The sequence below is a fragment of the Bounagaea algeriensis genome (assembly GCF_054491375.1).
This window is the reverse complement of record NZ_CM137102.1, coordinates 717,584-733,400: the sequence shown is the minus strand read 5'-3', so window position 1 is coordinate 733,400 and position 15,817 is coordinate 717,584. Positions and strand designations below refer to the sequence as shown.

The 15,817-nt window shown below is 73.3% G+C and carries 9 protein-coding genes; 4 read left to right on the top strand and 5 right to left on the bottom strand.

Features of this window, described 5'->3' with window-relative positions; translation table 11 throughout:
- Window positions 1–10: 10 nt before the first annotated feature.
- Window positions 11–2,317, bottom strand: a complete 2,307-nt coding sequence (locus ACVGV2_RS03320) for a heavy metal translocating P-type ATPase (RefSeq protein WP_459164578.1) — start codon at window positions 2,315–2,317, stop codon at window positions 11–13.
- Between the two features lie 213 nt (window positions 2,318–2,530).
- Here ACVGV2_RS03320 and ACVGV2_RS03315 point away from each other — a divergent pair, with 213 nt between their 5' ends.
- Window positions 2,531–4,489, top strand: coding sequence for a cytochrome c oxidase assembly protein (locus ACVGV2_RS03315; protein ID WP_459164577.1), 1,959 nt, complete (start codon window positions 2,531–2,533; stop codon window positions 4,487–4,489).
- Here the strand turns inward: ACVGV2_RS03315 and ACVGV2_RS03310 are convergent.
- The 3 genes from ACVGV2_RS03310 to ACVGV2_RS03300 form a co-directional block, all read right to left on the bottom strand.
- On the bottom strand, window positions 4,450–6,768 hold the full coding sequence (locus ACVGV2_RS03310) for a heavy metal translocating P-type ATPase (RefSeq protein WP_459165850.1): 2,319 nt from the start codon (window positions 6,766–6,768) through the stop codon (window positions 4,450–4,452). The two genes, ACVGV2_RS03315 and ACVGV2_RS03310, sit on opposite strands and share 40 nt — an antisense overlap.
- A gap of 82 nt (window positions 6,769–6,850) precedes the next feature.
- The gene (locus ACVGV2_RS03305) at window positions 6,851–9,367 is read right to left on the bottom strand and encodes a beta-glucosidase family protein (RefSeq protein WP_459165849.1); all 2,517 of its coding nucleotides are present in this window, start codon (window positions 9,365–9,367) and stop codon (window positions 6,851–6,853) included.
- 333 nt (window positions 9,368–9,700) lie between these two features.
- Window positions 9,701–11,011 (bottom strand): benzoate/H(+) symporter BenE family transporter, encoded by a 1,311-nt coding sequence (locus tag ACVGV2_RS03300; protein ID WP_459164576.1) that lies wholly within the window; start codon window positions 11,009–11,011, stop codon window positions 9,701–9,703.
- 440 nt (window positions 11,012–11,451) lie between these two features.
- Between ACVGV2_RS03300 and ACVGV2_RS03295 the strand changes: the two genes are divergently transcribed.
- Window positions 11,452–12,357 carry an AurF N-oxygenase family protein gene (locus tag ACVGV2_RS03295; protein ID WP_459164575.1) on the top strand — a complete coding sequence of 302 codons (906 nt, stop codon included), beginning with the start codon at window positions 11,452–11,454 and terminating at the stop codon, window positions 12,355–12,357.
- A gap of 4 nt (window positions 12,358–12,361) precedes the next feature.
- On the top strand, window positions 12,362–14,011 hold the full coding sequence (locus ACVGV2_RS03290; protein WP_459164574.1) for an FAD-dependent oxidoreductase: 1,650 nt from the start codon (window positions 12,362–12,364) through the stop codon (window positions 14,009–14,011).
- Between the two features lie 5 nt (window positions 14,012–14,016).
- Here the strand turns inward: ACVGV2_RS03290 and lexA are convergent, their stop codons facing one another.
- On the bottom strand, window positions 14,017–14,679 hold the full coding sequence (gene lexA / locus ACVGV2_RS03285) for a transcriptional repressor LexA (RefSeq protein WP_459164573.1): 663 nt from the start codon (window positions 14,677–14,679) through the stop codon (window positions 14,017–14,019).
- A 92-nt stretch (window positions 14,680–14,771) separates the two neighbouring features.
- On the opposite strand from lexA, the gene ACVGV2_RS03280 reads away from it, so the two are divergent.
- Complete coding sequence (locus tag ACVGV2_RS03280; protein WP_459164572.1) at window positions 14,772–15,692, top strand: alpha/beta hydrolase; 921 nt, start codon at window positions 14,772–14,774, stop codon at window positions 15,690–15,692.
- Window positions 15,693–15,817 lie beyond the last annotated feature (125 nt).

Below are 15,817 nucleotides of genomic sequence, written 5' to 3'. Positions count from 1 at the left end.
CCGCCCCGGGTCACCGCACCGCGGAAACCGGCACCGCCGAACGCGGGCCGCCGCGCCGCGCACCCGCCTCGGCCTGTCCCGCGGCGCTGCGGAACCTCCGCAGGCGCAGGCTGTTGCTGACCACGAACACCGAACTGCACGCCATCGCCGCACCGGCGATCATCGGGTTGAGCAGGCCGGCCGCGGCCAGCGGCAGCGCCGCCGTGTTGTAGGCGAACGCCCAGAACAGGTTGCCCTTGATCGTGCCGAGCGTGCGGCGCGACAGCCGGATCGCGTCCACCGCGGCCCGCAGATCACCGCGCACCAGCGTGAGGTCGCCGGCCTCGATGGCGACATCGGTGCCCGTGCCCATCGCCAGGCCGAGGTCGGCCTGCGCGAGCGCGGCGGCGTCGTTGACCCCGTCACCGATCATGGCCACCGCACGGCCCTCCGACTGCAGGCGCGCGACGGCGTCCACCTTGTCCTGCGGCAGCACTTCGGCACGCACGTCGTCGATGCCGACGGCCCCGGCGATGGCCCGCGCGGCCGCTTCGTTGTCCCCGGTCAGCAGCACGGGGCGCAGCCCCAGGCCGCGCAGGGACCGCACGGCCTCGGCCGAGGTCGGCTTGACCGCGTCGGCGACGACGAGCACCCCGCGGGCGATCCCGTCGGCGGCCACGAGAACCGCGGTGGCGCCCTGCCGCTCGGCCGCCTCCGCAGCGGCGGCGAGCTCCTCGGACACGGTGACGCTCCACCGCTGCAGCAGGGCCTGCCGGCCGACGAGAACGGCCCGCCCCTCGACGATCCCGCGCACACCGAGACCGGCTTCGCTGCCGAACTCCGCGACCTGGCCGAGCCGGCCGGTGCGCTCACCGGCTCCGCGCACGATGGCCTGCGCGACCGGGTGCTCCGAGCCGCTCTCGACCGCGCCGGCGAGAGCGAGCACCTCGTCCTCGGTGCTGTCGGCGGTGACGTGCACACCGGTCAACTCCATTCGCCCGCTGGTGACGGTGCCGGTCTTGTCCAGCACGACCGTGTCGACGCGGCGGGTGGATTCGAGCACTTCCGGGCCCTTGATGAGGATGCCGAGCTGGGCACCCCGGCCGGTGCCGACGAGCAGCGCCGTCGGCGTGGCCAATCCGAGCGCGCACGGGCAGGCGATGATGAGCACGGCCACGGCTGCCGTGAACGCCTGCACCGGACTGCCGCTGACCAGCCAGAACACGAGCGTGCCGAGCGCGAGGACCAGCACGATCGGCACGAACACCGCGGAGATGCGGTCGGCGAGCCGCTGGACCTGCGCCTTGCCGCTCTGGGCGTCCTCGACGAGCCGCGCCATCTGGGCCAGGCGCGTGTCCGCGCCGACGCGGGTGGCGCGCACGACCAGCCGCCCGCCCGCGTTGACCGTGGCGCCGACGACCTGCTCGCCCGGGCCGACTTCGACGGGCGCGGACTCGCCGGTGAGCATGCCCGCGTCCACGGCCGAGGAGCCCTCGACGACGACGCCGTCGGTGGCGATCTTCTCCCCGGGGCGGACGACGAAGACGTCGTCGACGCGCAGCTCCTCCGCCGGCACGCGGTGCTCCTCGCCGCCGCGCAGCACGGCGACGTCCTTGGCACCCAGGTCCAGCAGTTTGCGCAGCGCCGCACCGGACCGGCGCTTCGACCGCGCTTCGAAGTACCGGCCGGCGAGCACGAACGTGGTCACGCCCGCGGCGACCTCGAGGTAGATCGCACCGCCACCGTGGATGCGCTGCACCGAGAACTCGAACGCGTGCGTCATGCCGATCTCGCCGGCACGGCCGAAGACGAGCGCGTACAGCGACCAGCCGAACGCGGCGAGCGTGCCCATCGAGATGAGCGTGTCCATCGTGGCCGCGCCGCGCCGCAGGTTCGTCCACGCGGCGCTGTGGAACGGCAGCGCGCCCCACAGCACGACGGGCGCGGCCAGCACCAGCGAAACCCACTGCCAGGCGGGGAACTGCCAAGCCGGCACCATCGCCAGCGCGATGACCGGCGCGGACAGCACCGCGGAGACGAGCACGCGCGTGCGCAGCGCGGTCAGACGCCGCTGCTCGGCCTCCGCGGCGTCCGTTTCCGGCTCGGGCAGGTGAGCGCCGTAGCCCGCGGCTTCGACGGTGCGGATGAGCTCCTCGTCGCTGATCGCGACGGGGCGCTGCACCTTCGCCTTCTCGGTGGCGTAGTTGACGCTGGCCTCGACGCCGTCGAGCTTGTTCAGCTTGCGCTCCACCCGCGCGGCGCACGAGGCGCAGGTCATGCCTTCGATCGCGAGTTCCACACCGGCGCGCTCGACGTCGGTGGCCTCCGGGTGCGCCATCGCCCGACTCCCTCCGCAGCGGTTGCGACACACCTGAATTTATACCCTAGGGGGGTACGGTGTCAAAGATCGAATCCCCCTCCGATCCACCGCGGGGACCGCAGCTGCGCGGAGAGCACCTCCCGGTCGACCACCTCCGGTCGCAGCACACCGGAGCAGGAGGGGCGACCGGGGCTCGGCGGACGCGGTGAACTGCCGCGCGAGAATGTCGCCGTGACATCCGCACGCAGATCCGCACCGAGCTGGCTGCTCATCGCCGGCCCGGTACTGGCCACCGCCGTCGTCGTCGCGATCGCCCTGGCCGCGGGAGCCCTGCCCTACGCGGCCGTGGGCAGCGCCGACCCCGGCGCGGCCGTGCGCATCGGCGCTCCCGTGCTGCGGCTGGTCACCGAACTGGCCGCCGTCGTATGCCTCGGTGCGCTGGCCTTCGTGGTCTGCTGCACGCGCGCCCGCACCTCCGGCACGGTCACCGCCCCCGGGTATGCGCAGCTGCGCGTGGCCGGGCACAGCGGAATCGTCTGGTGCGCGGGCGCGCTGCTGCTGGTGCCGTTCAGCGCCGCGCAGCAGGCCGGGGTTCCGCTGCGCGAAGCGCTCGTCCCCGAGCAGCTGCTCGGACTGCTGCCCGCGCTGGAACCCCCGCGGGCGTGGCTGATCGCCGCGGCGCTCGCGGCGGTCGTCGCGTTCGGCGCGCGGACCGCGCTGGCCTGGCGCTCCGCGGCCGGGCTGCTGGCGCTGGCCGTGCTCGCGCTGCTGCCGCCGCTGGTGACCGCGCACGGCTCCTCCGACGCGGGCCACGACCTGGCCATCGCCGTGCGGATGATGCACGTTCCGGCAGCGGCCCTGTGGATCGGCACGCTCATCGCCCTGCTGGTCCACGCGCGCCGCGCCGGCACCATCAGCGGCGAACTGGCGACGCGGTACTCGCGGCTGGCCGCGGGCTGCCTGCTCGTGCTCGCCGCCACGGGCGTGGTCGACGCGTTCGTGCTCACCAGCCCGTCCGAGCTGTTCACCTCCCCGTACGGGCGCGCGCTGCTGGTCAAGACACTGCTCGTCGCCGCTCTGGCCGCGGGCGGTGCGCTGCTGCGGCGCCGGGTGCTGCGCGGCCTGGACCGACCGGGGCAGGGCTGGTCCGGACCGCTGCGGCTGGCCGGGACCGAGCTGCTCGTGCTGCTGGGCGCGGTGGGGCTGTCGATCGGACTGACGCACCTGCCGCTGCCGGCGGCGCTGGACCGGGCCAGCGGCACGCAGGACACGTTGCTCGGCTACCACCTGGCCGGGCCGCCCACACCGTGGCGGCTGCTGACCGACTGGCGGTTCGAGCTCGTGTTCACAGCGCTCGCCGCGGCCCTGGCGGTCGGATACCTGGTGGGGGTGGTGCGCCTGCGGCGGCGCGGCCAGCCGTGGCCGCTGGTCCGCACGCTCGCCTGGCTCGCCGGGTGCCTGCTGCTGCTCGTGGCGACCTCCTCCGGCCTCGGCCGGTACGCGGCGGCGATGTTCAGCATGCACATGGCCAGCCACATGCTCGTGTCCATGGCCGTGCCGGCGCTGCTCGCTCTCGGCGGACCGCTGACGCTGCTGCGCACCTGCGCCCGGCAGCGCACCGGGCAGCTGCCGGGCGCGTCCGACTGGGCGGACCTGCAGCACTCGCGGGTGGTGCGCTGGCTGACGCACCCCCTCGTGGCGCTGGTGCTGTTCGCCGGTTCACCGTTCCTGCTGTACTTCACCGACCTGTTCGACGCCCTGGTGCGCTACCACTGGGGCCACGTCCTCATCAACGCGTGGTTCCTCGCGGTGGGCTACCTGTTCGCCTGGCCGCTCATCGGCGCCGACCGGGCTCCGCGACCGCTGCCGAGCATCGCGCGGCTGGGCATGCTGCTGGCCGCCATGCCCGCCGACATCGTCTTCGGTGCGCTGGTCATCGGCACCGACCGGGAGATCGGCAACGGGCCGGCCGCGTCGAACATGTACGAGGCGCTGGCACTGCCGTGGGTGCCCGATCTGCTGGCCGATCAGCAGCTGGGCGGCATCTTCGCGCTGGTGATCGGCGAGCTGGTGCTGTTCGGCATGCTGGCCGCCCTGCTCGCCCAGTGGTCGCGCACCGACGAGGCGTTCACAGCTCCCTCGCCGGAGAACTACCGCGTGGCCACCGGAGCCGAGGCCTCCGCGCGCTGAACATCCGCAGCGCGCCGGCCGCCCGCATCGGTGAAGCTGCGCAGCCGCATGCTGTTGGACACCACCAGCAGCGAGGAAAGCGCCATCGCTGCCGCGGCGACCAGCGGGTTGAGCAGGCCGAACGCCGCCACCGGCAGCGCGGCGACGTTGTAGCCGAAGGCCCAGGCCAGGTTGCCGCGGATGGTGCCGAGCGTGGCGCGGGCCAGGCGGACCGCGGTCGGCACCACGTGCAGATCGGTGCGCACGAGGACCAGGTCGGCCGCGCCGATGGCCACGTCGGTGCCGGTGACCACGGCCAGTCCCAGGTCGGAGCGGGCCAGCGCCGGCGCGTCGTTGACCCCGTCACCGACCATCGCCACCGTGCGCCCCTGCCCCTGCAACCGTTCCACCACGGCGGCCTTGTCCGCGGGGAGCACCTCGGCGATCACCTCGTCGACACCGATCGCACCGGCCACCGAACGCGCCGTGGCCTCGTTGTCCCCGGTGAGCAGCACCGTGCGCGGTCCGAGGGCGCGCAGCTCGGCCACCGCCGGGCCCGCGCTCGCCCGCACCCCGTCGGCCAGGGCGAACAGTCCGACCGCCGCCCCGTCGCGGGCCACGCAGACGGTGGTGCGCCCGGCGCCTTCCCACTGCTGGCGCACCTCGTCGAGCTCGGCGGGCAGCTCGACGCCCTCCTCGGACAGCAACCGCCGCGAGCCGACGAGGACCTCGTGGCCCTCCACCGCGCCGCGGGCCCCGAGGCCGGCGAGCCCGGCGAAGTCCGCCACCTCGGGCAGCCTGCCGACCGCGTCGGCGGCGTGCTCCGCGATCGCGCGGGCCACCACGTGCTCGGAGGCGTGCTCGACCGCGCCGGCGTGCCGCAGCAGTTCCTCGGCGTCGCCGGTGGCTCGCACGTCCACCACGGACATCCGACCGGTGGTGACCGTGCCGGTCTTGTCCAGCACCACCGTGTCCACGGCGCGGGCGGACTCCAGCGCCTGGTGGCCCTTGATGAACACGCCGAGCTGGGCGCCGCGGCCGGAGGCCACCAGCAGCGCGGTGGGTGTGGCCAGGCCGAGGGCGCACGGGCAGGCGATGATGAGCACGGCGAGGGCGGCGCCGAAGGCGGTCTCCACCCCGCCGCCCGCGAGCATCCACCCGCCGAAGGTCAGTGCGGCCAGCGCGAACACCGCTGGGACGAACACGCCCGAGATCCGGTCGGCGAGCCGCTGCACCCCGGCCTTGTCGGTCTGCGCCCGCTCGACGAGGTCGACCAGCTGGGCCAGCTGCGTGTCCGAGCCGACGCGGTCGGCGCGGACGACGAGGCGCCCGCCGAGCGCCACGGTGCCACCGATCACCGCGTCGCCCGCGGCCACCTCGGCCGGCACCGACTCGCCCGTCATCGAGCTGCTGTCCACGGTGGCCGCGCCGGATTCGACGACGCCGTCGGTGGCGACGGTCTCCCCGGGCCGCACGACGAACCGATCGCCCACGCGCAGCTGCGAGACCGGCACTGTCGATTCGGAACCGTCGCCGGCCACCACGACGACCTCGCTGGCGCCGAGCTCGGCGAGCGCGCGCAGGGCGCCGCCCGCGGTGCGTTTGGCCTTGGCCTCGAACATCCGCCCGGCGAGCACGAAGATCGTCACGGCCACGGCCACTTCGATGTACAGCGCCCCGCCGGGTTCGAGCACCAGCCCGAGCACGCCGTCGGCGGCGCGTTCGACGTCGCCGTAGGCGAAGGCCGCGTAGAACGACCAGCAGCTGGCCGCGATGATGCCGACCGACACCAGCGTGTCCATCGAGCTCGTGCCGTGCCGCGCCGCGGTGAACGCCTTGTGGTGGAACGGCCACGCGCACCAGGTGACCACGGGCAGCGTCAGCAGCACCAGGCCCCACTGCCAGCCGGGGAAGCGCAGCGAGGGCACCAGCGCCAGCGTGATCGAGAAGTCCGCCAGCGGCACGCCGAGCAGCAGGGCGACGACGAGGCGGCGCCACAGGTAGCGCACGCGGTCCGCGTCGGGTTGGGCGTCCTCCTCGTCGGGGTGGTCGCGCCGCACGGGCCGGGCCGTGTAGCCGGCCTTCTCGACCTGCGCGACGAGCTGCTCGACGTCGACCTCCGCCGGCGCCTGCACCGCCGCGTTCTCGGTGGCGTAGTTCACGCTGGCCGAGACGCCGTCGAGCTTGTTCAGCTTGCGCTCCACCCGCGCGGCGCACGCGGCGCAGGTCATGCCGCCAACGGCCAGTTCGACCGCGCGCTGCTGCGCGGTGCGCTGGTCAGGTTCGACGTCCGGCTGCACCGACACGATCGGCTCCCATCGCGTTCGCGGCGTGTCCGGCCGCCACGATACTGCGGGTCCGTGAGCGCAACCGGCGGCCGTCTCAGTCGACGCGCACCGGGGCGTGCAGGCGCGGGTCGGCGACGCTGCGCCCGACCTCGGCGGTGTAGTCACCGGGGACGAGCCGCCACCCGCGCTTGCCGGTGTCCCAGAACTCCGCGGCCCGCCGCGGCAGCGCGATGCTCACCTCGGCGGTCTCGCCGGGCCCGGCTTCTGCGGTGGCGAAACCGGCCAGCACGCGGGCCGGGCGGTCGACGGCGTCCTCGGTCGGGGCGGCGTCCTCGGTCGGAACGGCGAGGTAGGCCTGGACGACCTCGCGGCCGGCTCGTCCGCCAGTGTTGCGCACGCGCACCCGCAGCGTTCCGAGCTCCCCGCCGGTGCCGGGAGCGACCTCGAGCGCCTCGTAGGACCAGCCGGTGTAGCCGAGGCCGTGGCCGAACCAGTAGGCCGGTTCCGCACCGCTGCCCGATCCCGCACCGCTGCCCGATCCCGCACCGCTGCGCTGCCAGGCGCGGTAGCCGATGAACACGCCCTCGTCGTAGACGAGTTCCCCGTCCTCCGGGGTGACCCGCGTGACCGGGGCGTCGGCGAGCCTCGCCGGCCACGTGGTGGGCAGCCGCCCACCGGGTTCGGAGGCGCCGAGCAGCACGTCGGCCAGCGCGGCACCCGCTTCCTGCCCGGGGAACCAGGCGAGCAGCACCGCGGCGACGTCGTCCCGCCACGGCATCTCCACCGGCGAACCGGCGTTGACGACCACGACCGTGCGCGGATTGGCCGCGGCCACGCGAGCGACGAGTTCGTCCTGGCGGCCGGGCAGGCGCAGGTCGGCGCGGTCGAAACCTTCGCTCTCCACGCGTTCGGTGGTCGCCACCACGACCACCGCGGCCTCGGCCTCGGCCGCCGCGGCGGCGGCCTCGTCCAGCAGCTCCTCGGCGTCGCGCTGGGGCTCGCGGTGCGCCAGGGAGAACGCGACGGCATCGATCGGCAGCTCGGCGGAGCGCTCGACCGCGTGCAGCAGGCTCACCGGCACTGCTTCGCCCGCGCGCAGGTCCACTTCCCCGCGCGGTGCGGGGCCGGCGAAGAACGCGCCGAACACGTCACCGCCGGCGGTGCGCTCGGTGCCGTCGAAGACCACCGTCGACCCGACGGTGAGCACGAACCGGCCGAAGCCCTGCGTGCCGAAGGAGTGCGCGCCGCTCGCGCGCGGGGTGAAGGTGCCGGTGATCTCGACGGTGTCCACCTCGGCGAAGTCGACCCCGGCGGGGAAGTCGCCGAGCCACTGGATCGCCCCGTTCGGCAGCGGTTCCTCCGCGAGCACGCGACCGTCGGCGGCGCGGACGACCGCCCGCAGGTCGAAATCCCGGCCCGCGACGGTGAGTCCCGTGCTCGGCTCGGCGCCGACGGCGTGGTGCACGGCCGCGTTCGGCGGCAGCGCCTGCTGCAACCCCTCCAGCGGGGAGACGACGTGGTCGGGAAAGACCTGCGCGGATCCGCCGCCGAGCACGCGGGCCTCCGCGGCGGCGGCACCGAGCACGGCCACCGAGCGGGGCTGTTCCAGCGGCAGCGCTCCGCCTTCGTTGCGCAGCAGCACGAAGGAACGCGCGGCGAGTTCGCGGGCCGCCGCCCGGCCGTCGACCGGTTCCGGCAGCTCCGCCGCGGGTGCACCGGCGAGCGCGCCCGCGCGGGCCGCCAGCCGCAGCACTGCGCGCACCGCTTCATCCACAGTGGACTCGCCCACCTCGCCGGCGCGGACCGCGGCGGCCAGCGCCGGGCCGTAGACGGTGCGCGGTCCCGGCATGGCCACGTCGAGTCCCCCGGCGGCGGCGCGGGCGGTGTGCCGCGCGCCGAACCAGTCGGACACGACGAAGCCGTCGAAGCCCCACTCCGCGCGCAGGACGCCGTTGACCAGGTCGTCGTGCTCGGTCATCGTCTTCCCGTTGACCGCGTTGTAGGCGCCCATCACACCCCACGGGTGCGCATCGCGGACGATCGCTTCGAAGGGGGCCAGGTAGAGCTCCCGCAGCGTGCGCTCGTCGACGCGGTTGTTCACGGTGAACCGCTCGGTTTCGGCGTCGTTGGCGACGAAGTGCTTGACCGCGGTGGCGACCCCGCCTTCCTGCACCCCGGTCACGTAGCCGGTGCCGATCGCGCCGGTCAGCAGCGGATCCTCGGAATAGCACTCGAAATGCCGCCCGCCGAGCGGAGACCGGTGCAGGTTCACCGTCGGCGCCAGCACCACGTGCACCCCCTTGCGCCGCGCCTCCTGGGCCAGCACGCGCCCGGCGCGGCGCGCCGACTCCGGGTCCCACGTGGCGGCCAACGCCGTCGGACTGGGCAGGGCGATCGAGGTGTCCGCGGCGGTCCACCGCACGCCGCGCACGCCGACCGGGCCGTCCGACATGACCAGTGCGGACAGCCCGATCTCCGCAACCGCGGGCAGCGACCACATGTCCTGCCCCGACAGCAGCGCCGCTTTGGTGTCGAGGTCCAGCCGGCCCAGGGCGGCCCGCACGGCACCTTCCACCTCGTCGGCCTCACCGGGCACGGTCTCTTCGGGCACGGTCTCTTCGGGCACAGCCTCATCCGACACAGCGCTCCTCCTTCGCGACGGGTCGCTCACCGCACGCTGCGCACGCGGGTGACCAGCACGAAACCGGCCGTGCTCTGGGCGATCACGGGAAGCTTCCGCACCGATCCGCTCCTAGATCGGTGGGCGACGTTACTCCCCCGAGCCCTTCTCGAGCCGAGAGACCCCGCTCATCGCCGCGCTCGAGGCACGCTGCGCAGCACGCCGGCGAGCAACCCCGCGCGCCTGTTCGAACAGCAGCCACGCGCGATCGGACCCGAACGCGCGGTTTTCCGCCCGGAGTGGACGGCGTGCGGCGGGGCGCGCTCAGGCTGCCGCGCCGGACTCCCGCGCAGCGGCGAAATCGCGCCGCTCGAGCACGAAGGAGACCGCCACCCCCGCCAGCAGCCCCCAGAACGCCGCGTTGATGTTCAACGGTTGCACATCGGAGACCGTGACGAGGAACGCGACCAGCGCGCCGAGCGTGCACCCGCCGCGGAAGGCCGTGGTGAAGGCGCCCTGCAGCGCGCGCAGCATCGCGAGCCCGCCGAGCACGGCGATGAACGCCGGCGGCGCCGCGAGCATGAACCGCACGAAGGCGGGCGCGAACATCCCGGTGACGATCGCCAACAGGCCGCAGACCAGGCCCGCGGTGTACTGCCGCTCCCGCTCGCCGGAGGCCACCAGCAACGCGTTCGTCGGACCGGTCAGGCAGGTCGACACGGCACCGACGAACGCGGCGGGCAGCGACCACACTCCGCAGAGGACGGCGGAGGTGTTCACCGGCGGCTCGTGCCCGGCCTGCCGCAGCACGGCGATGCCCTGACCGTTCTGCACGACGAGCACCGTCACCGCCAGCGGGACGACGAGTTCGAGGATCGCCGCCCACGACCACTGCGGGGTCTGCAACAGCGGGCTCGCCAACCAGCCGGCGTCCTGCCCCGAGCCGCCGGTGAAGCGCCCGCCGGCGAGCAGGGCCACCGCACCCGCCGCGAGCGCGCCCAGCACCGGCGGGATCTTCTTGCCGATCGCGTGCGCGCTCAGCAGCACGAACACCGCCACCATGGGCACCGCGAGCACCGGGTCCGCGCCGAGCGAGGTGACCAGGTCGAGGCCGAAGCTGAGGAACACCCCGGCGACCATGGCCATGACGATCGGCATCGGCAGCGCCGCCATGACCGCGCGCACCCAGCCGGTCAGCGCCAGCACGAGCACGAGCAGTCCGGTGACGAGGAACGCGCCGAGCACCTCCGGCCAGGCCAGGTGGTTCAACGACCCGCCGACGACGACCGTGCCGGGGATCGTCCAGAAGAAGGCCAGCGGTTGGCGGTACAGCCACGACGCCAGCACGGTCAGCACTCCGTTGAGGGCGAACACGCCGAACACCCATGAGGCCAGCTGCGCCTGCGACAGACCGCCCTGCATTCCGGCGGCGAGGATCACCGCGATCGGTCCCGTCGCGGAGAACACCAGGCCGATGAGGCCGTTCGCCGCGGTGCTCGCCGTGAGGTCCGCGAGCACGCGGCGCGGGCCGGCCACCGGCTGCACGGGGCGCTCGAACCGCGGCGCGGGTCCTGCCTCGTGCGGCGCCTCCGGAGCATCCTCGGGGCGAGCCTGCTGCCCGGTCGTGCTGGTCACGGGACCTCCCTGCAACGGTGGTGCTCACTCCGCGGCGTGCGGGTGCACCGGCCGGTTCGGCGCTGCGCGTCGCGCGGCACGTGCCGAGCCGCCCTGGCCCGGTGCGGCGATCGAGTATTCCCAGCGGATCCTGCGGCGTGAAATATCGACTGCGACCGGGTCCATACCCGGCGCGCATCAATCGGGCCGGGCGGGACAGCCCGTGGAGTGGATCGCGACCTCGGCGGCGCGCTGAGACCCCCGCACCGGAAGTCCGCCGAGCGCGATGGCGGCCGTTTCCGGGGCTCGCCCGCCCCCGGGGGCCGCTGGCCGACCATCGTGGTGATTCGCACCACAAGATCTTGGAGTGAGCCCCTTCACGCGGTATCCAATAGCTGTTACCTTGAGTAACAGTTACCGCTTGGTAGTAAGCAGAGTCGTCATCCTCGCAGGGAGCTCCCATGACCGCGGAACACACGGCCCCGGCGCAGACCGATCGCCACGAGATGGCGGACCGGCTGCTGCGCTCCTCGGAGACCCTCTCCTACGACCCGGCGCAGGAGGTCGACTGGGAGACGCCGCTGGACACGAACTACCACGGCGCAAGCCCCGAGTGGAGCACTCTGTACGGAACCGCCTACTGGCGCGAGATGACCGCGGAGCAGCAGCGCGAACTCACCCGGCAGGAAGCCGCGTCGGTGGCGAGCACCGGGATCTGGTTCGAGATGATCCTGCAGCAGATGATGCTGCGGGACTACTACGCGAAAGACCCGACCAACCCGGACTTCCAGTGGGCGCTGACCGAAATCGCCGACGAGTGCCGGCACTCGATCATGTTCGCCCGCGGAGCCGCCAAGCTCGACGCGCCCGCCTACCGCCCGCGGCGGGCGGCCGTCGAACTCGGCCGCGCGTACAAAACCCTCGCCACCGGCGAAGCCGCCTACGCCGCCATCCTCGTGGCCGAAGAGGTCCTCGACGTAATGCAGCGCGACTGGATGCGCGACGAACGCGTCGTCCCGTTCGTGCGGACCGTGAACAACATCCACGTCGTCGAGGAATCGCGGCACATGAAGTTCGCCCGCGAGGAGACCAAGGCGCGGCTGGCAGGGGCGAGCCGACTGCGCCGGGAGATCAACGCTTTCGTCGTCGCGGTCGCCGCCTACGTCATCGTCACCAGCATGGTCAGCGACGAGGTCTACGAACGCGCCGGCCTCGAGCCGAAACGCGCCATCCGCGAAGCGAAGGCGAACGAACACCACAAGTCGATGCTGCGCTCCAGCTGCTCGGGACTGATGGAGTTCCTCAGCTCCGCGGGCCTGCTCACCAAGCCGGCGCAGCAGATCTACAAGCGCGCGAACCTGATCTGACCCCATGGCATTCGCGATCACCCAAACCTGCTGCAACGACGCGTCCTGCGTGGCGGTCTGCCCGGTCAACTGCATCCACCCGACGCCGGACGAGCCCGACTTCGGCAAGACCGACATGCTCTACATCGACCCGGCGACCTGCATCGACTGCGGTGCCTGCGCCGACGCGTGCCCGGTCGAGGCGATCTTCCCCGTGGACAAGCTGACCGAACCGCTCAAGGACTACGCCGACATCAACGCCGCCTACTACGAGCGGAACAGGACGGCACCGGCGGCCGGCGATCCGGCGCCCAACTTCCACGAGTGGGACCCGCCGGTGTTCACCCGCACCCTGCCCAGCGACTTCCCGCAGCTGGACGTCGCCGTCGTCGGCACGGGCCCCGCCGGCATGTACGCCGTCGAAGACCTGCTGCTGCACACCAGCGCCCGCGTCACGCTCATCGACCGGCTGTCCACCGCCGGCGGTCTCGTGCGCTACGGCGTGGCACCCGATCACCCGTCGACCAAGAAGATCGGCGAGACGTTCAGCCGCTTCCACGACCACCCGCGGCTGCGGCTGCGTCTCGGCGTCGAAGTCGGCAAGGACGTCACCGCCGCGGACCTCGACGAGCAGCACGACGCCGTGATCTACGCCGTCGGCGCCGCCACGGCCAAGCGCCTCGGGCTGGCCGGTGCGGACCTGCCCGGCAGCATCACCGCCACCGACCTCGTGGCCTGGTACAACGGGCATCCGGACGTACCTGCGGGCGGGCTCGACCTCACCGCCGAGCGCGCGGTCGTGATCGGCAACGGCAACGTGTCGCTCGACGTCGCGCGGATCCTCACCGCCGACCCGGCCGAATTGGCGGACACGCCGATCTCGCCCGCCGCGCTGGAGCAGCTGCGGTCCAGCAACGTGCGGGAAGTCGTCGTCCTCGGCCGGCGCGGTCCGGAATCCGCCGCCTACACGGCACCGGAGCTGCGCGCGCTCGACCGGAAGTCCGGTGTGGACCTCGTCGTCGACGGGCACGATCCGCGCACCGCAGCGAGCATCGACGCCGCGGACGACGAGGAGAAGGCGGCGCTGCTGCGCGGCCTCCCCCGCGAAGACGTCGACTGGTCCGCGCCGCCCCCGCGGGGACGGCCCCGCATCGTGCTGCGCTTCCACTCCGCACCGCGGGAGTTCCTCGGCGAGGAGCGCGTGCGTGGGCTGCGCGTCACCGGCAGCAGCGGCAGTGCCGGTGCTGGTGACAGCAGTGCCGGTGCGAACACTGCGGACAGCACCGGCAGCAGCGGCGATGAGGCCGCGGTGGACATCGCCACCGGCAGGGTGGTCACCGCGGTCGGCTACCGGGGCACGGCGCTGCCCGGTCTACCGTTCGACGAGACCAGTGCGACGATCCCGCACACCAACGGGCGCGTGCAGAACCGGCCCGGCACGTACGTCGCGGGCTGGATCAAGCGCGGACCGTCCGGCGGGATCGGCACGAACAAGACCTGCGTGCAGGAAACCGTGGGAGCACTGATCGATGACGCCATCGCCGGTCGGTTGAGCCCTGCCCGCAAGCCGCGGCTGGCGGAACGGGCCGCCTCCGCGCTGCGGCGTCTGCGCACGCAGCCGCACGAGACCCCGAGCACACCTGAGCCGAGCACGACGGGAAGGCGCGGCAGCTGACCCGTTCAGACGCTGCGCAGGACGGAGATGACGACGCCGAGGACGACGGCGTCGTCACCGTCGAGCACCGAGTAATCAGGGTTGCGCGGTTCGAGGACGACATGGCCGTTGCGCCGCCGGTACACCTTGACGGTGGCCTCCTCGTCGATCATCGCCGCGACGATCTGACCCGTGCGCGCCTCGTGCTGCTGCCGCACCACGACGATGTCGCCGTGGCAGATCGCGGCGTCGACCATCGAGTCACCGCGCACCCGCAAGCCGAAAACGTTGCCGCGCCCGGCCAGTTCCCGCGGCAGCTCGAGCACGTCGTCGGCGTGTTCCTCCGCCGTGATGGGACTGCCGGCGGCGATGTCGCCGACCACCGGCACCGGAACCGAATCCGCAGTGGACTCCTGGCTCGACCGGTCCTGCAGGAACATCCGCACGTCGATCGGCCGGGACACGCTGGGACTGCGCCGCAGGAGCCCCTTGTCCTCGAGCGCCGAGAGGTGCTTGGACACCGTGGACGTCGACCGCAGGCCGACCGCGTCGGCGAGCTGCCGCGTGCTCGGCGGGTATCCGTAGCTGACCACCCAGTCCCGGATCGTCAGCAGGATGCGCTGCTGGCGCATCGGCAGGCTCGCGGCATCCAGGTGCTCGAACGCGGACGGATCGTCGTAGGCGGTCACCCGCCACATGGTAAGGGTTGGCCGCGCCGCGGTTGCGCGGTGGCGCGGCGGTCCGCTGTGCTGGGAGCGCAGGAGCGCGCAGGGAGGTCCCGATGTCGATGCTCGCCCACCCCGCAGCGGCGTCGCTGGCTGGCCGGACGATGCAGTTGGCGGCGCGGCTGGCCCCCATCCCCGGCCGCGACCGCTACCCGAGTTGCCCGCGCCGCGTCGTCGAGATCCCGCACCACGACGCACCTGCGCGCGCCGTGGTGTACCTGCCGGAGCAGCCGACGGGCGCCCCGGTGTACGTCAACTTCCACGGCAGCGGGTTCGTGCTGCCCCTGACCGAGTGGGAAGATCCGCTGTGCCGCTACCTCGCCACCGAAGCCGGCGTCGTGGTGGTCAACGTCGACTACGCGCTCGCTCCGCAGCACCGCTTCCCCGGACCGGCGCACCAGGCCTTCGACGTGGTCCGCTGGATCGCCGAGCACGGCGGCAAGCGGGGCTGGGACACCGCTCGGCTGTGCGTGGGCGGGCAGAGCGCCGGCGGCAACCTCGCCACCGCGGCGGCCCGCCAGGCCCTCGAACACGGGGGGCCGTCGATCGCGTTGCAGGTGCTGCACTACCCGGTGCTGGACCTGGCCAGCGAACGCCCCTACGAACCGCGAGGTTCGAACAGCCCGGTGCTGCGGCCGTGGATGCGGGAGGTCTTCGACAACTCCTACGTTCCCGAACCGGCGCGGCGCACCCACCGGCTGGCCTCGCCCGCGCATCCCAGCGACTCCGCCGACCTGGGCGGGATGGCGCCGGCCGCGGTGATCACCGCCGAACGGGACGTGCTGCGCCCGGAAGCCGAACGCTACGCCGAACGCCTCCGCAGCGCGGGGGTGCTGCTCGAACACCACACGGTCACCGGTGTCGACCACGGCTACGACACGCACGACACCAGGGCCGCGCGCGAAGCCCACGCGCGCATCGTCGGGCACGTCCGGCGGGCGACACGACCGGCCTTCCGACCCGACGGGCCCCGCTGACAGGTACGGCCCGGGGCCCGCTTCGAACTCCCCTGCTACGGCCGTCGCTCAGCGGAAACCACCCCGGACCGGTGCACCAGCCCGCGGCATTCATCGCCGCACGCGGGGGCCGCACCGCGGGCACG

Excerpts from the sequence above, each read along its gene's own strand:
- ACVGV2_RS03295 (WP_459164575.1), top strand. The coding sequence starts at position 11,452 with ATGACCGCGGAACACACGGCCCCGGCGCAGACCGATCGCCACGAGATG.
- ACVGV2_RS03290 (WP_459164574.1), top strand. The coding sequence starts at position 12,362 with ATGGCATTCGCGATCACCCAAACCTGCTGCAACGACGCGTCCTGCGTG.
- ACVGV2_RS03320 (WP_459164578.1), bottom strand. The coding sequence starts at position 2,317 with ATGGCGCACCCGGAGGCCACCGACGTCGAGCGCGCCGGTGTGGAACTC.
- ACVGV2_RS03280 (WP_459164572.1), top strand. The coding sequence starts at position 14,772 with ATGTCGATGCTCGCCCACCCCGCAGCGGCGTCGCTGGCTGGCCGGACG.